At 59.6% G+C, this 17917-nt stretch carries 15 protein-coding genes; 6 read left to right on the plus strand and 9 right to left on the minus strand.

What is annotated here, in order from left to right; all coding sequences use genetic code 11:
- Nucleotides 1–102: 102 nt before the first annotated feature.
- Complete coding sequence (locus tag BMS17_RS23095; protein ID WP_077431868.1) at nucleotides 103–1512, minus strand: heavy metal sensor histidine kinase; 1410 nt, start codon at nucleotides 1510–1512, stop codon at nucleotides 103–105.
- Nucleotides 1509–2183, minus strand: a complete 675-nt coding sequence (locus tag BMS17_RS23100; protein ID WP_046032504.1) for a heavy metal response regulator transcription factor — start codon at nucleotides 2181–2183, stop codon at nucleotides 1509–1511. The genes BMS17_RS23095 and BMS17_RS23100 overlap by 4 nt, the downstream gene beginning before the upstream one ends.
- A gap of 481 nt (nucleotides 2184–2664) precedes the next feature.
- Between BMS17_RS23100 and BMS17_RS23105 the strand changes: the two genes are divergently transcribed.
- From BMS17_RS23105 to BMS17_RS23130, 6 genes are all read left to right on the plus strand, one after another.
- Nucleotides 2665–3945 carry a TolC family protein gene (locus BMS17_RS23105; RefSeq protein WP_046032503.1) on the plus strand — a complete coding sequence of 427 codons (1281 nt, stop codon included), beginning with the start codon at nucleotides 2665–2667 and terminating at the stop codon, nucleotides 3943–3945.
- A 49-nt stretch (nucleotides 3946–3994) separates the two neighbouring features.
- A complete protein-coding gene (locus tag BMS17_RS23110; protein ID WP_046032502.1) occupies nucleotides 3995–5167 on the plus strand; it encodes an efflux RND transporter periplasmic adaptor subunit in 1173 nt (390 codons plus the stop codon).
- A 51-nt stretch (nucleotides 5168–5218) separates the two neighbouring features.
- A complete protein-coding gene (locus BMS17_RS23115; RefSeq protein WP_077431869.1) occupies nucleotides 5219–8371 on the plus strand; it encodes a CusA/CzcA family heavy metal efflux RND transporter in 3153 nt (1050 codons plus the stop codon).
- Nucleotides 8372–8578: 207 nt separating this feature from the next.
- On the plus strand, nucleotides 8579–8779 hold the full coding sequence (locus BMS17_RS23120) for a co-regulatory protein PtrA N-terminal domain-containing protein (protein ID WP_046032500.1): 201 nt from the start codon (nucleotides 8579–8581) through the stop codon (nucleotides 8777–8779).
- 78 nt (nucleotides 8780–8857) lie between these two features.
- On the plus strand, nucleotides 8858–9190 hold the full coding sequence (locus BMS17_RS23125) for a DUF2790 domain-containing protein (RefSeq protein WP_077431870.1): 333 nt from the start codon (nucleotides 8858–8860) through the stop codon (nucleotides 9188–9190).
- Nucleotides 9191–9541: 351 nt separating this feature from the next.
- Nucleotides 9542–9922 carry a DUF6124 family protein gene (locus tag BMS17_RS23130; RefSeq protein ID WP_077432214.1) on the plus strand — a complete coding sequence of 127 codons (381 nt, stop codon included), beginning with the start codon at nucleotides 9542–9544 and terminating at the stop codon, nucleotides 9920–9922.
- Between the two features lie 214 nt (nucleotides 9923–10136).
- On the opposite strand, the gene BMS17_RS23135 is transcribed toward BMS17_RS23130, so the two are convergent.
- The 7 genes from BMS17_RS23135 to nuoK form a co-directional block, all read right to left on the minus strand.
- On the minus strand, nucleotides 10137–11462 hold the full coding sequence (locus BMS17_RS23135) for an OprD family porin (RefSeq protein WP_077431871.1): 1326 nt from the start codon (nucleotides 11460–11462) through the stop codon (nucleotides 10137–10139).
- A 176-nt stretch (nucleotides 11463–11638) separates the two neighbouring features.
- Nucleotides 11639–11953, minus strand: coding sequence for a DNA-binding transcriptional regulator (locus BMS17_RS23140; protein WP_046032497.1), 315 nt, complete (start codon nucleotides 11951–11953; stop codon nucleotides 11639–11641).
- Nucleotides 11943–12293: a toxin gene (locus BMS17_RS23145; protein WP_046032496.1), complete on the minus strand. Its 351-nt coding sequence runs from the start codon at nucleotides 12291–12293 to the stop codon at nucleotides 11943–11945. Before BMS17_RS23145 ends, BMS17_RS23140 begins: the two co-directional genes overlap by 11 nt.
- A 421-nt stretch (nucleotides 12294–12714) precedes the next feature.
- Nucleotides 12715–14178, minus strand: coding sequence for an NADH-quinone oxidoreductase subunit NuoN (nuoN, locus tag BMS17_RS23150; protein ID WP_046032495.1), 1464 nt, complete (start codon nucleotides 14176–14178; stop codon nucleotides 12715–12717).
- A 7-nt stretch (nucleotides 14179–14185) separates the two neighbouring features.
- Entirely contained in the window at nucleotides 14186–15718 is a 1533-nt protein-coding gene (gene nuoM, locus BMS17_RS23155; RefSeq protein WP_046032494.1) for an NADH-quinone oxidoreductase subunit M, read from the minus strand.
- Nucleotides 15719–15758: 40 nt separating this feature from the next.
- Nucleotides 15759–17612 (minus strand): NADH-quinone oxidoreductase subunit L, encoded by a 1854-nt coding sequence (gene nuoL, locus BMS17_RS23160; protein WP_046032493.1) that lies wholly within the window; start codon nucleotides 17610–17612, stop codon nucleotides 15759–15761.
- Complete coding sequence (gene nuoK, locus BMS17_RS23165) at nucleotides 17609–17917, minus strand: NADH-quinone oxidoreductase subunit NuoK (protein ID WP_007946416.1); 309 nt, start codon at nucleotides 17915–17917, stop codon at nucleotides 17609–17611. The genes nuoL and nuoK overlap by 4 nt, the downstream gene beginning before the upstream one ends.

Consider the following 17917-nt stretch of genomic DNA (forward strand, 5'->3'; position numbering starts at 1 on the left):
TCAGTGGTGTTCACACATTCCACGGACGACGGTGATCACTGTGGGAGCGGGCTTGCCCGCGAATGCGGTGGTTCGGGCAGCGAAAATCTCAAGTCTGATACCTCAGAGAGCTACACCCTTAACCGCAGGAAACCCCAGCTGAAACACCGTCATTCCCCCGGGCAAGCTCTTCACCTGTGCCACCCCCTGATGCAGGCTCATGATCGACCGCACAATGGCCAGCCCCAGTCCGGTGCTGCCCTGTGAACGCGAACGGCTGCTGTCGACCCGGTAGAAACGGTCAAACAGATGCGGCAGATGCTGCGCGTCGATTCCGGTGCCGGGGTTGCTGACCAGCAGCGAAGCCTGTGTCGTGTCTTGTTCAATCAGCAACGAAACCGTTTTCCCGGCGGGGCAGTGGCGCAGGGCATTGGACAGCAGGTTCGAGATCGCCCGTTGAATCATCAATCGATCGCCCATCACCTGGGCACTGCCGCTTACGTTCAATTTGATCTGCTTGTCCTGCGCCGACAGGGAAAACAACTCGGCGACTTTCCACGCTTCATCTTCCAGTGCAATCGACTCGAACGGTGCGAGCGCCGACGGATGATTGGCCTGCGCCAGAAACAGCATGTCGGAAACAATCCGTGCGACGCGCTCCAGCTCTTCGGTGCACGACACCAGAACGTTTTTGTACTCCAGCGTCGTGCGCTCCCGAGACAGCGTCACCTGTGCCTTGCCCATCAGGTTGTTGATCGGCGTGCGCAATTCATGAGCCAGATCATCGGAGAACTGCGACAACTGCTGCACGCCGTTGTCGAGGCGGTGCAGCATGAAATTGATGCCGTGTGCCAGTTCACTGAGTTCCTGTGGCATGTTCACCACCGAGAGTCGATGGTCGAGGTCCTGTGTCGAAACCATCGCCGCCACTTTGCGAAACTCGCGCATCGGCGCCAGACCTCGCTGCACCGCCACCCAGGCACTGAGACCGATGAACATCAGCAGCAACGGCAAAGCGATCAGCGTCGAGCGCAGATAAGCGCTGAGCAACGCCTGATCGTGAGCATTGTCCATCGACAACAATACCGGGACACGGGTGCCGTCCTTCAGGCGGATCATTTTGGAGGCCGTGAGGAATTTCGCCCCCTGTGCATCGGTGCTGGTGGAGTAAGACAGCTGATCGGTGGCCGCCCGCACGGCCTTCAGCTCAAGGCGCGGATCGGCCATGCCGGTGCCAGACTTCAACAGTGGGGAGCGCAGATTACTGCGCTCGTAAATGCTCAGCGTGAGGTTGTCATGTCCCATGACTTGATCGAGCAAGATATGCGGCTTCGAGTTGATATCGCCGGTATCGGCGTACAGCACCAGACTGTGTTCAACCTGCCGCATTTTCTTATCCAGACTGTCCCTGGCTAACGTGTTCAGTTCGTGGGTGAGGGCGACATATGCCAGGATCGCCAGGAACACCACCAGTACCGCCCCGAGCGTGCTGACCGTCAGAGCGAGGCGTAGCGACAGGCTTGCCGGCTTCATTCCCGCGCCTCCAGCACATAGCCGACACCGCGCAGGGTATGAATCAACTTGCTGTCGAACGGGTCATCTATTTTCGCCCGCAATCGCCGGATCGAGACTTCGACCACGTTGGTGTCGCAGTCGAAATTCATGTCCCACACCAGCGAAATGATCTGGGTGCGGGTGAGCACCTCACCGGACTGGCGCATCAGCAGATGCAGCAGGGCGAACTCCTTGGTGGTCAGGTCGATGCGCTGATCGGCGCGAAAGGCGCGGTGGCGCCCCGGATCGAGTTCCAGATCGGCGACTTTCAGCACCTGCGGCACCGGGATGTTCTCGCTACGGCGCATCAGGCTGCGCACCCGTGCCAGCAACTCGGGGAACTCGAACGGTTTGACCAGATAATCGTCGGCACCCAGATCCAGACCGCGAATCTTGTCGGCCAGTCGACCCCGCGCGGTGAGCATCATCACCCGGGTTGCGCGAGTACGCCGCAGTTGTTCAAGAACCCCCCAGCCGTCCAGTTCGGGCAAGTTAACGTCCAGTATCACCAGGTCATAAACCTGTTGTTGGGCCAGATGCAGTCCATCGGCGCCCGTTGCCGCGAGGTCAACGATATACCCACTTTCCGTCAACCCCTGATGTAAGTACTCGGCAGTTTTAAGCTCGTCCTCGACGACAAGGATTCGCATGATCAGTCACCACTTTCATTGAATGAATGTTTGATTAAGGTGGCCGGGAAAGTTGTTTTTTTTATAGGTGGTTCCGGACAGGCTTTGATAACGGTTAAAGATGTGGATTGCTGTTTTGCTTCGGCGGCTTCTCCGTTTGAAGGCGTACAAGGTAAAGGCTGTAGTAGCTACAGGGTCAACCGAAAGCCTTGGGTTTTAGCCTTGAAATTGGGGCTCTGCGTCGCCTTGTCGCAGTGGTTGCGGCTTAAAGTTCATCCGCTGCATGAGAACTGAATTCGGGCAAGTATTGTTCGGCGGATAACGACAGGGTATTTGTTTCTATGTATTGCTATGTCGGTGTTTGTTCTTTGCATGTTAGAGCAAAACAACTTGCCAGGGGTGTGAATAACGGATTTGTAATGTTTCAGTCACCTTGTCGATAAGCTCTAAACCCTACCGTGGCGGCATCGAAGATTCTTGATTTAAAGAAGGAAGTATTCAATTGCCCGGGTTTAAAGAACTGACGGCGCGATCACGCCTGAAAAAAACAGCACGCGTGGCGGCGACCACCTGCTTTTTGTTGCTGGCCGGCCCGTGTCTGGCGGCTGTCTCGTCCGGCACGACATTAACCCTCGATGAGGCCCTGAAAACCGCGTTCGCCGGCAATCCCGAGTTGGCGGCCGCCCAGTGGGAGATCGGCATTGCCGAAGGGGATCGACAGCAGGCCGGTTTGATCCCCAACCCTGAAGTGTCGTGGGAGGCCGAAGACACGCGGCGTGAGTCGCGAACCACCACGGTGATGCTCAGCCAGCCGATTGAACTGGGCGGCAAGCGCGGCGCGCGGATCGATGTGGCCAGTCGTGCGCAAGACGCCGCCGGGATTGATCTGGAGAGCAAGCGAAATGCATTGCGAGCGGACGTGATCCAAGCGTTTTCCAGTGCGCAGATCGCGCAGCAGCAAGTGCAACTGTCCCGCCAGTCGCTGGAACTGGCCGAGCAGGGTTTGCGGGTGGCGCAGGGTCGCATTCAGGCGGGCAAATCATCGCCGGTCGAAGGCACCCGGGCGCACGTGCAATTGTCCGAAGTGCGACTGGAGCTGAGCCGGGCCGAGCGTGATCAGGCCAATGCCTATCAGCAATTGGCACAGGTCATGGGCGCACCATTGCCGACGTTGGTCAGTGTGCAAACAGCCGCTCAAGGCATGCCCGTCGTACCACCGCCGACCCAATTGCTCGAGCGGCTGAATGAAACCGCCGAATTGCGTCTGGCCAAATTGCAGATCGACCAGCGTGAAGCCTCATTGGCACTGGAGAAGACGCAGCGGATTCCCGATCTGACGGTGAGTGTCGGCAGCCAGTACAGCGAGCTGGAGCGCGAGCGAGTGAATGTCGTCGGGCTATCGATGCCGATTCCTCTGTTCAACCGCAATCAGGGCAACGTGTTGGCGGCGGCGCGGCGCACCGATCAGGCGCGGGATTTGCGCAATGCCACTGAGCTGCGGTTGCGCACGCAAATCCAGACCACGCTTGCGCAATGGCAGACCGCCAACGGCGAAGTCAAAGCGTTCAACCAAACCATCCTGCCCGCCGCGCAGAGTGCCGTCGACAGCGCCACGCGCGGTTTCGAAATGGGCAAGTTCGGCTTCCTCGACGTGCTCGACGCGCAGCGCACCCTGATTAGCGCCCGCACCCAATACATCCAGGCCGTTGCCGAAGCGACGGACGCGCGGGTGCGCATTGAACGCATTTTTGGCGATCTCGGCGCGCTCACCGTCAGCCCTTGAATTTCACCTTTTAGATAACTGCGCGATGGCCTGGCGCAGAGGAGTTTCCATGGATAAAAAATTGATCGTTGTCGCTGTAGCGACGTTGGCCCTGGGCATTGGTATTGGCTCGTCGTGGGTGGGCAATTCGCCCATTGACGCCCACGCCGATGAAGCGTTGGAGCATGCCGATCATGCCGAAGGTGAACCAGAAGAAGGGCACCTGAGCCTCAATGCTGAACAGATTGCGGCGGCGGGCATTCAATTGGCCGAAGCCCGCACGCAGACCATCAGCCTCGGCTTACCGTTCCCCGGTGAGGTGCGTTTCGATGAAGACCGCACGGCGCATTTGGTGCCTCGGGTGCCGGGGGTGGTCGAGTCGGTGCAGGTCAACCTGGGGCAGTCTGTGAAAAAGGGTCAGTTGCTGGCGGTGATCGCCAGTCAGCAAATCTCCGATCAACGCAGTGAACAGGCTGCGGCGCAACGACGCCTGACACTGGCGCGTACCACTTATGAGCGTGAGCGGCAGTTGTGGCAGGACAAAATCTCTCCCGAGCAGGATGTCCTCCAGGCGCGGCAGGCGCTGGAAGAGGCCGAAATCGCCCTGAGCAATGCCCGACAGAAAATCAGCGTACTGAGTGGCAGCGTTGTCGCCAGTGGCGGTAATCGTTATGAATTGCGAGCGCCCTTTGACGGCGTAGTGGTGGAAAAACACCTGACGCCGGGGGAGGTGGTCAACGAAACCAGCAACGCGTTCACGCTCTCGGACCTGTCCCGGGTGTGGGTGACGTTCGGCGTTTCACCCAAGGATCTGAACAAGGTGCAGGTGGGCAAACCGGTTTCCGTCAGCGCCCCGGAGCTGGAGGCCGAAGTCGCCGGCACCGTGGCGTACGTCGGCAGTTTGCTGGGTGAACAGACGCGCACCGCAACGGTTCGCGTCACGCTGGAAAACCCGCAAGGTTCGTGGCGTCCCGGGCTGTTTGTGACGGCGTTGGTCGCTACCGACAGCCGGCAAGCCAAGGTCGCTGTACCTGAAGCCGCGATCCAGACGGTCGAGGACAAACCCACGGTGTTCGTGCGCACCGCCGACGGCTTCAAGGCGCAGCCGGTGGAGCTCGGCAGTCGCGCGGCGGGTCAGGTGGAAATCACTCAGGGCTTGGAGTCGGGCATGCAAGTCGCCAGCACCGGCAGCTTCATTCTCAAGTCGGAATTGGGCAAAGCCTCGGCTGAGCACTCCCACTAAAGACGCCCACTAAAGACGCTCACCGATCCGCCCCTCGACGAGAAGGTCCTCATGTTCGAACGCCTGATCCAGTTTGCCATTGAGCAGCGCATCATCGTGCTGCTCGCCGTGCTCCTCATGGCCGGCCTCGGCATCGCCAGCTATCAAAAGCTGCCGATCGACGCCGTGCCGGATATCACCAACGTCCAGGTACAAATCAATACCGGCGCTGCCGGGTTTTCACCGCTGGAAACCGAGCAGCGCATCACGTTCCCGATTGAAACGGCGATGGCGGGCTTGCCGTCGCTGGAGCAGACCCGCTCGCTGTCACGCTCGGGGCTGTCGCAGGTCACGGTGATCTTCAAGGACGGCACCGATCTGTTCTTTGCCCGGCAATTGGTCAATGAGCGTTTGCAGATCGCCAGGGAACAATTGCCCGAGGGCGTAGAAGCGGTGATGGGGCCGATTTCCACGGGGCTGGGTGAGATCTTTCTGTGGACGGTGGAGGCGCAGGAAGGCGCGCTCAAGGACGATGGCACGGCGTACACGCCGACCGATCTGCGGGTGATTCAGGACTGGATCATCAAGCCGCAGTTGCGCAACGTGCCGGGTGTCGCCGAGATCAACACCATCGGCGGGTTTGCCAAGGAGTATCAGATCGCCCCCGATCTAAAACGGCTGGCGGCTTACAAACTGACGCTTACCGATCTGGTCACAGCGCTGGAGCGCAACAACGCCAACGTCGGCGCCGGGTACATCGAGCGCAGCGGCGAGCAGTTGCTGATTCGTGCGCCCGGCCAGGTGGCAAGCACAGAAGACATCGCCAACATCGTCATGGCCAATGTCGACGGTACGCCCATCCGCATCAAGAACGTCGCCACCGTGGACATCGGCCGCGAACTGCGCACCGGTGCAGCGACTGAAAACGGCCGCGAAGTGGTGCTCGGTACGGTGTTCATGCTGATCGGTGAGAACAGCCGCACGGTCTCGCAGGCAGTGGCCGGCAAACTGGAGCAGATCAACCGGTCGCTGCCCAAAGGCGTGGTCGCCGTGCCGGTGTACGACCGCACACATCTGGTCGACAAAGCCATCGCCACGGTGAAGAAGAACCTGGTGGAAGGCGCGATCCTGGTCATCGCGATCCTGTTCCTGTTTCTGGGCAACATCCGGGCGGCACTGATCACCGCCATGGTGATTCCGCTCTCGATGCTGTTCACCTTCACCGGCATGTTCAGCAACAAGGTCAGCGCCAACCTGATGAGTCTCGGCGCACTGGACTTCGGCATCATTGTCGACGGCGCGGTGGTGATCGTCGAAAACACCCTGCGCCGGCTGGCGCATGCGCAGCAACATCACGGGCGTTTGTTGACGCGTTCCGAGCGTTTTCACGAAGTGTTTGCGGCGGCCAAAGAGGCGCGCCGACCGCTGATTTTCGGCCAGTTGATCATCATGGTCGTGTACCTGCCGATCTTCGCCTTGAGCGGTGTCGAAGGGAAAATGTTCCACCCGATGGCCTTCACCGTGGTCATTGCGCTGCTCGGCGCCATGCTGTTGTCAGTGACGTTTGTCCCGGCGGCCATTGCGTTGTTTGTCACCGGCAAGGTCAAGGAAGAGGAAGGCGTGGTCATGCGCGGTGCGCGGCAGGTCTATGCGCCGGCCCTGGCGTGGGTGATGAGCCATCGGGCCGTGGCCGTGAGCATGGCGCTCGGGGTGATCGTGCTCAGTGGCGTGGTCACCAGCCGGATGGGCAGCGAGTTTGTGCCGAGCCTCAGCGAAGGTGATTTTGCCCTGCAAGCGTTGCGGGTGCCGGGCACCAGCCTGACCCAGTCGGTGGACATGCAGCAGCGTCTGGAGACCCTGATTCTCAACAAAGTACCGGAAGTCGAGCGCGTGTTTGCCCGCACCGGCACCGCTGAAATCGCCTCCGACCCGATGCCGCCGAACATCTCCGACAGCTACGTGATGCTCAAGCCCAAAGAGCAGTGGCCGGACCCGGGCAAGTCCCGCGAAACCCTGATGGCCGAACTCCAGCAAGCTGCCGCGACGTTGCCGGGCAGCAACTATGAACTGTCGCAGCCGATCCAGTTGCGGTTCAACGAACTGATCTCTGGTGTGCGCAGCGATGTGGCGGTCAAGGTGTTTGGCGATGACATGGCCGTGCTCAATGCCACCGCGACGAAAATTGCCGCCGCGATGCAGAAGGTCAATGGTGCGTCCGAGGTCAAGGTCGAGCAAACCACCGGCCTGCCGGTGCTGACCATCAACATCGACCGCGACAAGGCTGCGCGCTATGGGCTGAATGTCGGTGATGTGCAAGACACCATTGCGGTGGCGGTCGGCGGGCGTCGAGCGGGGACGTTGTATGAAGGTGATCGGCGTTTCGACATGGTGGTGCGTCTGTCCGATGCCATGCGCAAGGACATCGAAGGCTTGTCGGCGTTGCTGATCCCGGTGCCGGCGCCGCTCAATGGGGCTGCCAGTCAAATTGCCTTCATCGCCCTCAAGGACGTCGCCAGCCTCGATCTGGTGCTGGGGCCGAATCAGGTCAGCCGCGAAAACGGCAAGCGTCTGGTGATCGTCAGCGCCAACGTGCGGGGGCGCGATATTGGCTCTTTCGTTAAAGAGGCCGGCGAGGTGATCGAGCGTGAGGTTCAGGTCCCGGCGGGTTACTGGACCAGTTGGGGCGGGCAGTTCGAGCAGTTGCAGTCGGCGGCCAAGCGCTTGCAGATCGTGGTACCGGTGGCCTTGCTGCTGGTGTTCGGCTTGCTATTCATGATGTTCAACAACCTCAAGGACGGGCTGCTGGTGTTCACCGGGATTCCGTTTGCCTTGACCGGTGGCGTCATGGCGTTGTGGCTGCGGGACATCCCGCTGTCGATTTCGGCGGGCGTCGGGTTTATTGCGCTGTCGGGGGTGGCGGTGCTCAACGGTCTGGTGATGATTGCGTTCATCCGCAACCTGCGTGAGGAGGGGCGCTCACTCAGCGATGCGATCAACGAAGGTGCGCTGACCCGTCTGCGGCCCGTGTTGATGACGGCGCTGGTGGCGTCCCTGGGGTTCATTCCCATGGCGTTGGCGACCGGCACGGGTGCTGAGGTGCAGCGTCCGCTGGCGACAGTGGTGATTGGCGGGATTGTGTCTTCGACCATCCTCACGCTGCTGATCTTGCCCGCGCTGTATCAGCTCGCCCATCGCAGGGATGAGGACCCAACTGATCCCTTGTAGGCGTGAGCCTGCTCGCGATAGCGGTCTACCCGTCAGATTTGCATTGGCTGACCCACCGCCATCGCGAGCAGGCTCACTCCTACAGGTTTTGTGTCTTGAGTCAGCAGAGTTTCATGCACATAACGGATATGTAATTTGCGCGCCACCGTCACGAAAGGTTCGGATTGTTACCTTGATCCCGTCAGTTAATTAAATGAGGAATCAAAGATGAAACTTGTACAACTGAGTACCTTTGTAGCGGCGCTGGTGATGTCTTCTGTGGTGCTGGCCGCAGGGGGTGGCGACAAAACGTTCGCCAGGATGATGGCGGCCAAAGACCGCTCGATGGAGGCGTATGTCGCCAAAGAGCAGGCGCGTGACCCCGTTGTTGTGAATGAAAAGAAAGAGGACAAGAGCAAAGCTTTGTAAGCGTGTCGCACTTGAACAAGCCCGTCATCGAGTGCCGATGTCGGGCTTTTTTATGAGCCGGGTTCGAAGGAATCGGATATGAAAATTTTCAAGATGATGGCGTTCGCCGGGGTGATGGCGATGTCCTTGAATGCGCTGGCTGAAGGCGGCGGTGACCGTACTTTTGAGCGCGCCCTCAGCGCCAACACCAAAGCCATGGAACAGTACGCCGCCAACCAGGGCAAACCGGCGCCGGTGGTGAAGGATTACAAGTACGGGATGAAGCTGGATGTGGTGAAAGTGGTCAGCGTTGTGCGCCCGCAAGCGGTTTGCACTGTGGTGTCTGCGGCTATGACCTACGAAGACTCGAAAGGCCAGCTCAACACCATCAAATACAGCGTGGCGGGGGATTGCCGGGAGCGTGGAGGGTGAGGCTTACAGTTGGTATTTCAATTCGCGATGTTTAAGTCTGTGAATGAATAGCAGACCCTTCCCTCAGTGTTTTCAGGTTGTGCGTCGGACGTCCGCTCTCTAGCCTGTGAGCGTCGCTGCCAATTCAGCGATCGGGATTGGAACCCCGTGGCTCAACTGACGCAAAACGCACCTTTTATGACGTATGCTTGCGCACTTTCATGTGTGCACTCCGTTATGGCGGCTGTGCGCGGGAGACTTCGAGTCTGTCGGGTTTTGCTCAGTTGCCCGGGTTCCAACCTGCGTACAGCTGCCACCTATTCGCGTGGAACCGAATGGGCCAGCTCCACCGTCAAGCTGAGTGAAAACATCATGAAAAAGCCTACTCCCAATCCCCCCGAAGCAGACACCGTCGCGGACGCCGATTCAACATCCCCCTACGCCTTCATCGACACCAAAAAACTCCACGCCGCCGCTGAGCGCGCACTCGACTATTACCTCAATCCCGCCGCTCACATCATGGGAGCGCCTTACAAACCGAACGCGATGTTTCTCGCCAATCCCAAAGCCGATACCGAATCCCTGCTGGCAAACGCCAGCGAATCATTGTCCTCGGCGACGGTCATGCTCGGTGACTTCGCCGCGCTGCTGGAAGGCACCCATCGCAAGACCTTGCTAGGCATAACGCAAGTCGTCATGTTGGGCGAGTTGGCGGTCAATCAGGCACTGGATAACGTCGAGCCGGCTGCATAACCCTGTGGGAGCCGGGCTTGCCCGCGATAGCGGTGGGTCAGTCGGTGAGGATGCTGAAGGTGCCGGCGCCATCGCGGGCGAGCCCGGCTCCTACAGTTTTTCGTGGTGTGTTGAGTTCCGGACAAAAAAAGGCGCCCCGAAGGACGCCAAAAAATTCACCTCTTTCCAAAGGAGCAAGGAGCTTCTAAAGGTGAATGGTGTAGACGCGGTAAACCTAGAGAATCGCCAGCGGGTACTCGACAATCACCCGCACTTCATCCAGATCCGATTCATACGCCGTGGCGCGGGTAGTGGCCTGGCGCAAACGCAGCGACAGGTCTTTCAATGAGCCGCTCTGCACCACGTATTTGACTTCGATATCCCGCTCCCAGCGCTTCTGGTCGGTCAGCGGATTGCCTTCGGCATCGCGGCGCATGTACACGCTGTTGGCATTGGAATAGTCAGCGTCGGTGCCGCGGGCGTAGCGGGTCATGAACGACAATCCCGGTACGCCATAGGTGGTCATGTCGAAGTCGTAACGCGCCATCCACGAACGCTCCTTCGGCGAGTTGAAGTCGCTGTACTGGATGGAGTTGTCGAGGAAGATTGAATCGGACTGACGCAGGTAGTCGAAGTCGTCACTGCCGTTGTTGCGCTGGTGCGACAGCGCGACGGAGTGGGCGCCGAGTTTCACGCCAACCCGACCGCTCCAGATGTTGTTGTCGAACTGCCCGAGTAATTGTTTGCCCTCGTCGACGGCCTTGTAATAGTTAAGGCCGCCAAACAGCGACAGGTCATCCATCAACGGGTAAGTCCATGCGGTGCCGGCGTAGTATTGATTCCAGGCGTCTTTAAGGCGACTGGAGTACAGGCTGACACTGAGGTTCTGGTTCAGCGCGTAGTCGCCGCCACCGTAAGCGATCCACGGCGAATTGACCGGGCCGGCGTAAAACGTCGCGAAGTTCTCGCGCAGGTCGCTGGACACCGGTTGGCTCATGGCATGCAACCGACCGCCCTGAACCGATAAGCCTTCGATGCTGGTGTTGGTGGCCGTGACACCTCGGAAACTTTCCGGCAGCAATCGCGAGTCACCTGCCGCGACGACCGGGGTGGCGGGGAACACATCGCCGATTTTTATCTCCGTGTCAAAGGCCCGGACTTTGGCGGCGCCCCCCACCTTGGTGTATTCGTCCTGCGCTTGGCCGTCACTGTCGACCGGCAGCACGTCGAACGAACTGTTGCCACCGTTGCGACCGTCACCGGTATCGAGTTTCAAGCCGATCATCGCAAACGCATCGATCCCTAACCCGACGGTGCCTTGGGTGTAACCGGATTCGAACTTGCTGATGATGGCCTGGGCCCAGGCCTCGGAGTAGCCATTGCCGGTGGGGCTGGACTGGCCTTTGCGGTAATCACGATTAAAGTAGAAGTTGCGGTTGAGCACCGTCAGGCTGCTGCCTTCGACAAACCCCTCGGCTTTATCTTGCGCCAACACCATGGACGGCCCGGAGCCGATCACCACCGCTAAAGCGGCCATCGACATTTTTGTATGGTTAACCATCAATCACTCCTTGGGTTCGGCAGAACGGGAACGTGCTTCGGCGTGGGTTTTATTGTTCGGCGGGCAAAGGCCCGCCGGCATGGTCGCCGGGTGACATCGTTGCAAGCTGCGGATAACGCCAAGGTGATGGGGGAGTTACAATTTCGTCATGTGGGTCGGGGTGACGCCTCGGCGGGTCAGGTCAAGGCTGCGAGCTGCTCGATGGTTTGCGGGAAGCGTTCAACGAGGCGGATCAATGTCGTGGCTTGAGCATTGGGTGTTGCCCGTCCTTGTTCCCAGTTTTCGAGGGTGCGGGTGTTGGTGCGCAGATACATCGCGAACACCGACCTGGAGAGGTTGAGCTGTTGGCGGATGGCGACCACTTCCTCGGCAGTGATCGGCATCAGTTTCGGCAATTGAACCTTGTGGCTTCGCAGCGTGATCTTGCCTTGGCGCTCGTCGGCCAAGGCGTCGAGGCCTTCGATCAGTTCGGAAAAAATGTCACGTTTCATAGTGGGTTCTCGTATTGATTTCTCTATTCAGCATTTGTCTGAACAGTTTTTTCTGGGCAGGCGACAGATCGTCGTGCTCGTTTTTGCTGTACACGGTGAACAGCCAGAACTGCTCGAAGCCTGACCACCAGTAATAAATCACCCGCAGTCCACTGCGCTTGCCCTTGCCGCGACGTTGATCGAAGAAGCGGATTTTGCGCAGCCCACCTGTACCCTCAATGAGATCTCCCGCTGCTGGGTTTTTCAGCAGTTCCAGTTGAAAGCTGCGAAACAGATCGTCATCCAGATAGTCGTCTCGGTGTTTCTGAAACGCAGGTAATTCGATAAAAAGAGCATCCATGTTCTGTACGTTGCTTGCGTATAGTGTTGTCTCGATAACCGAATAGGTCAAGGCATAGAAGCCGTCCTTTTCGTCCCTGTTCTCAAGATAGATCCCGGTCGCAAAAACACCTGTAGGACGAGTCGACCGGTGTGGTGAGAACGTTCGATCAAAGAGAGGGGAGACGTCGCAAATGAAGTGTCGGAACAATGCCTCCAGCGAGCAGCAAATGCTGGACTGGATCTAGGGTTCGGCTGAGGACGGTTACGGTGTACTCATGGGAACGCATTTTTATCTGGGGGGGAGGAGCTTGCGATCTACCATGCCTCCTTCGGACTTCAACTGGCCTGCGTGCCCATGGTGAAGAAACTGTGAAGGTATAAACGCAAAAACGGCACCCGAAGGCGCCGTTTCTGTTTTCTACCGAGTGTCGCTTAAGCGATCAACCCGCCAGACCCGCCTGCTGAACCAGCACCAGCAATGGCTGCGGATACAGGCCCAGGAAGAACGCCAGTGCGGCGATGGCCAGCAGCATCACGCCGCCTGCACGTTGTTCCCAGTGCAGTTGTGCATCGTGGCGACGCAGGTTCGGCTCGATCAGGAACAGAGTGACCATCACACGCAGGTAGTAGAAAACGCCGATGGCGCTGCCCAGTACCAGGGAGCCGACCAGCCACCACTGATGCGACTCGACGCCAGTCGCGATGATGTAGAACTTGCCGATGAAGCCCGCGGTCAGCGGGATACCGGCCAGGGACAGCATCATCACGGTCAGCACGGCGGTCAGGTACGGACGGCGCCAGAACAGGCCGCGGTATTCGTACAGGGCATCCGCGTCACGGCCGTTGTACGGCGAGGACATCAGGGTGATCACGCCGAACGCGCCCAGGCTGGTGATCACGTAGGTGACCAGGTACACGCCGATGGCTTCCACGGCCAGACCCTTGCTCGCCACCAGGGCGATCAGCAGGTAGCCGAAGTGCGCGATGGACGAGTAACCCAGCAGACGCTTGAGGTTGCTTTGGGTCAGTGCCAGCAGGTTACCGAACAGGATCGACGCAATGGCGATGATGGTCAGTACGTCGCTCAGCACACCACTGCTTGCCGCTGGAGAGATCTGGAACAGACGCACCATCACGGCGAACACAGCAACCTTGGAAGCGGTAGCGAGGAACGCTGCAACCGGCGCCGGAGCACCTTCGTAAACGTCCGGGGTCCAGAGGTGGAACGGTACCAGCGACAGCTTGAACGCCAGACCGATCAGCATCATGCCCAGGCCCAGTTGTGCCAGCGAGCTTGGCAGACCGGTAGCCGCCAGGGCCTGACCGATACCGACGAAGCTCAGGGAGCCGGAGTCGGCGTACAGCAGGGCCATACCGAACAACAGGAACGCGGAACCGGCAGCCGACAGCACCATGTACTTGATACCGGCTTCCAGCGAACGCTTGTTGAAGAAGGCATACGCCACCAGACCGTAGACCGGTACCGAAAGCAGTTCCAGACCGACGAACAACCCGGCCAGGTGCTGCGCGCTGACCAGAACCAGGCCACCGGCGGCGGACATCAGGATCAGCAGGTAAAGTTCTTCACGGTTGCCCGGGTAACCCGAACCGCCATCGCCGAGGTAGGCGTGGGCGAGGGTTACACAAGCGAGGGTGGCGACCAGGATCAGCGCCATGTACAAGCAAGCGAAGCTATCAATCTGCAGCAGTGGGGTCACCGCCAGGGGCGCGACTTTCAAGGCTGGCAGGATCGACAGTAACGCCAGGTTCAGGCCCGCCACGGAAATCAGGAAGGTCTGCGAGTGGTTGCGGCGCCAGGCGATCGCCAGCATCACCACGATGATCGTGGCGCTGGTGATCAACAACGGCGCTAGCGCGATAAAGTGTTGAGTCGTGAATTCCATAGCGCTCTTACCGGGCCGAAGCGAGTTGAGTGAAGGCGGTGCCAAGCCACTGCTGCACGCCATGCATCGTCGCGGCAGAGGTGTCGAGGAACGGCTGCGGGTACACGCCGATGAAAATCAGCAACGCTGCCAGACCGACCACCATGATCAGTTCGCGACCATCCATGCCATGCAGCACCGCGTCCGATTTGGACGGGCCGAAGTAGGCACGGTGGATCATGATCAGCGAGTAGACCGAACCGAACACCAGGCCGGACGTCGCGAGGATAGTGATCAATGGAGCGCTCGGGAACGTGCCGATCAGGATCAGGAACTCACCCACAAAGTTACCGGTAGCCGGCAAGCCCAGGGACGCGGCGGCGAAGAACAGGCTGATGGCCGGCAGGTAAGCGATCTTCGACCACAGGCCACCCATTTCACGCATGTCGCGGGTGTGAGTGCGTTCGTACAACTGACCGCTGAGGATAAAGAGTGCCGCGGCCGACAGACCGTGCGCCAGCATCTGCATCACCGCGCCCTGCAGCGCCAGTTGGCTGCCGGAGTAGATGCCGATCAACACGAAGCCCATGTGGGAAACGGAGGAGTAGGCGATCAGACGCTTGATGTCGGTTTGGGCGAAGGCCAGGAACGCACCGTAGAAGATCCCGACCAGACCCAGGCTCATGGCAACCGGCGCGAACTCGGCCGACGCATTCGGGAACAGCGGCAGGGCGAAACGCAGCAGGCCGTAAGCAGCTGTCTTCAACAAGATACCGGCCAGGTCGACCGAACCTGCGGTTGGCGCCTGGGCGTGAGCGTCAGGCAACCAGGAGTGGAACGGTACGACGGGCAGCTTGACCGCGAAAGCGATGAAGAAGCCGAGCATCAGGATGTACTCGGTGGTCATCGACATCTTGGTTTTCAACAGGTCGGCGTAGTTGAAGGTAATCACGCCAGTGCTGTTGAAGTTGACCAGGACCAGGCCCAGGATCGCCACCAACATGATCAGGCCGGACGCCTGAGTGAAGATGAAGAACTTGGTCGCCGCGTAGATCCGGGTTTTCTTGCCGTCCGAAGAGCTGTGACCCCAGAGCGCGATGAGGAAATACATCGGCACCAGCATCATTTCCCAGAAGAAGAAGAACATGAACAGGTCGAGGGCGAGGAACACGCCGACGACACCGCCCAGGATCCACATCAGGTTCAGGTGGAAGAAGCCAACGTGACGTTGAATCTCTTTCCACGAGCACAGTACCGAGAGGATACCCAGCAGACCGGTCAGCAGGATCATCAGCAGCGACAGGCCGTCGAGGGCCAGGTGGACGCTGATGCCGAAGCGCTGGATCCAGATGTGCTTGAACTCAAGCGCCCAGGTCGGATCGGCGCCAGGCGCCGGTGCAAATGAGTAGTTACCGTGGGCCCACAGCCAGAGGCCGAGTGCGAGTTCCAGGGTCATGGTCAACAGCGCAATCCAGCGCGGGAGGGTAGAGCCGAAGCGCTCACCCATCCAGCACAGCAGGCCGCCGATGAAGGGGATCAGGATTAGCCAAGGCAGAATCATGACGGGCTCAATTCCTTTCGCAAGTTCGCAAGGTTCATATTCAGACCGCTACCAGCACGATGGCGCCGATGACCAGCACGGAGCCGGCTGCCATCGATGCTGCGTACCAACGCAGTTGACCGGTTTCGGTACGGCTCAGGGCGGTGTGACCACCTTTGGCCATACGCGGGATCAGACCGATGGTCTGGTCGAGCGGGTCTCTGCGCAGTGCGTGGCTGATCGCCAGGTATGGCTTGACGAACAGTTTGTCGTAGATCCAGTCGAAGCCCCAGGCAGCGAACCACCAGGCCGAAAGGAAACGGCCGATGCCGCTGTTGGCGATGGCGGTGACGAAACGACGCTTGCCGAGGAACAGCAGCGCGGCCAGCAAGATACCGGCCAGGGCGATGGCGCCCGACGCGATTTCCAGACTGTGCTTGGCTTCGCCGCCGGCATGGCCGACGCTTTCTGGCAGTACACCGTGCAGCGGCGGAACGATCATCGCGCCGATGAAAGTCGACAACACGATCAGCACCGACAGTGGCAGCCAGTGAGCAATACCGTGACCGGCGTGCGCTTCGGTCTTCGCTTCACCGTGGAACGCGATGAAGATCAGGCGGAATGTGTACAGCGAGGTCATGAACGCGCCGACCAGACCTGCATACAGCAGACCGTGGTTGCCGCTGGCGAACGCTTCCCAGAGGATTTCGTCCTTGGAGTAGAAGCCTGCGGTCACCAGTGGCAGGGCAGACAGTGCCGCGCCGCCGACGATGAAGCTGGTGTAGGCCAGCGGCAGTTTCTTCCACAGGCCGCCCATCTTGAAGATGTTCTGCTCGTGGTGGCAGGCAACGATCACCGCACCGGAGGCAAGGAACAGCAGCGCCTTGAAGAAGGCGTGGGTCATCAGGTGGAAGATCGCGCCATCCCACGCACCAACGCCCAGCGCCAGGAACATGTAGCCGATCTGGCTCATGGTCGAGTAGGCGAGGATACGTTTGATGTCGGTCTGGACCAGGGCTGCGAAACCGGCGAGGACCAGGGTCACGCCACCGACGATGCCTACCAGGTGCAGGATTTCCGGCGCCAGGGTGAACAGGCCGTGGGTACGGGCGATCAGGTAGACACCGGCGGTTACCATGGTTGCGGCGTGGATCAGTGCCGAAACCGGAGTAGGACCGGCCATCGCGTCCGCCAGCCAGGTTTGCAGCGGCAGTTGCGCCGATTTACCGACAGCGCCGCCCAGCAGCATCAGGGTGGCCATGACCATCCAGAAGTCGCCAGCCTGGAATTTCTGCGGTGCCAGCACCAGCAGTTCCTGGACGTTCAGCGTACCCAGTTGAGCGAACAGGATGAACAGGCCGATGGCCATGAACACGTCGCCGATACGGGTGACGATGAACGCCTTGAGTGCCGCGTTACCGTTGTTGCGGTTGCTGTAGTAGAAACCGATCAACAGGTACGAGCACAGGCCCACGCCTTCCCAGCCGAAGTACAGGAACAACAGGTTATCGCCCAGGACCAGAAACAGCATGCTGGCGATAAACAGGTTGGTGTAGGCGAAGAAACGCGAGTAACCGGCTTCACCGCGCATGTACCAGGACGCGAACAGGTGGATCAGGAAGCCGACACCCACGACCACACCGAGCATGGTCACGGACAGGCCATCAAGGTACAGCGCGAAGTTCGGCGTAAAGCCTTCCACCGCCATCCACTGCCACAACACCAGGGTGTAGTGACCGCCCTCAGGCGGGGCGACCTTGAATTGCCAGATCACGTAAGCCGTGACGATGGCCGACAGACCGATGGAACCGACGCCGATCAGCGCCGACAGGTTTTCCGAGAGGCGCCCGCGTGAGAACGCCAGCAGCAGGAAACCTATGAGAGGGAATACGAAAGTCAGATAGAGAAGATTCATCCGCGCATCTCGCTGGCAGCGTCGATATCGAGAGTGTGGAAGCGGCGATACAGCTGCAACAGAATCGCCAGGCCAATACTGGCCTCGGCGGCTGCCAGGCTGATCACCAGGATGAACATGATCTGTCCATCCGGCTGCGCCCAGCGGCTACCGGCAACGATGAACGCCAAAGCGGAGGCATTCATCATGACCTCCAGGCTCATCAGCACGAAGAGAATGTTGCGGCGGACCATCAGGCCGACCAGACCGAGGCAGAACAGGATGCCGGCGACCGCCAGACCATGCTCCATAGGGATAGCAGGCAT

The sequence above is a fragment of the Pseudomonas sp. C9 genome, from assembly GCF_002000165.1.
Lineage (GTDB): Bacteria > Pseudomonadota > Gammaproteobacteria > Pseudomonadales > Pseudomonadaceae > Aquipseudomonas.

Bases quoted from the DNA above. Each gene is read 5' to 3' on its own strand.
- nuoM (WP_046032494.1), bottom strand. From the start codon at position 15,718: ATGATTCTGCCTTGGCTAATCCTGATCCCCTTCATCGGCGGCCTGCTG.
- nuoL (WP_046032493.1), bottom strand. From the start codon at position 17,612: ATGAATCTTCTCTATCTGACTTTCGTATTCCCTCTCATAGGTTTCCTG.
- BMS17_RS23095 (WP_077431868.1), bottom strand. From the start codon at position 1,512: ATGAAGCCGGCAAGCCTGTCGCTACGCCTCGCTCTGACGGTCAGCACG.
- nuoN (WP_046032495.1), bottom strand. From the start codon at position 14,178: ATGGAATTCACGACTCAACACTTTATCGCGCTAGCGCCGTTGTTGATC.
- BMS17_RS23145 (WP_046032496.1), bottom strand. From the start codon at position 12,293: ATGGATGCTCTTTTTATCGAATTACCTGCGTTTCAGAAACACCGAGAC.
- BMS17_RS23120 (WP_046032500.1), top strand. From the start codon at position 8,579: ATGAAACTTGTACAACTGAGTACCTTTGTAGCGGCGCTGGTGATGTCT.
- BMS17_RS23130 (WP_077432214.1), top strand. From the start codon at position 9,542: ATGAAAAAGCCTACTCCCAATCCCCCCGAAGCAGACACCGTCGCGGAC.
- BMS17_RS23100 (WP_046032504.1), bottom strand. From the start codon at position 2,183: ATGCGAATCCTTGTCGTCGAGGACGAGCTTAAAACTGCCGAGTACTTA.
- BMS17_RS23115 (WP_077431869.1), top strand. From the start codon at position 5,219: ATGTTCGAACGCCTGATCCAGTTTGCCATTGAGCAGCGCATCATCGTG.
- nuoK (WP_007946416.1), bottom strand. From the start codon at position 17,917: ATGCCTGCTATCCCTATGGAGCATGGTCTGGCGGTCGCCGGCATCCTG.
- BMS17_RS23110 (WP_046032502.1), top strand. From the start codon at position 3,995: ATGGATAAAAAATTGATCGTTGTCGCTGTAGCGACGTTGGCCCTGGGC.
- BMS17_RS23140 (WP_046032497.1), bottom strand. From the start codon at position 11,953: ATGAAACGTGACATTTTTTCCGAACTGATCGAAGGCCTCGACGCCTTG.
- BMS17_RS23125 (WP_077431870.1), top strand. From the start codon at position 8,858: ATGAAAATTTTCAAGATGATGGCGTTCGCCGGGGTGATGGCGATGTCC.
- BMS17_RS23135 (WP_077431871.1), bottom strand. From the start codon at position 11,462: ATGGTTAACCATACAAAAATGTCGATGGCCGCTTTAGCGGTGGTGATC.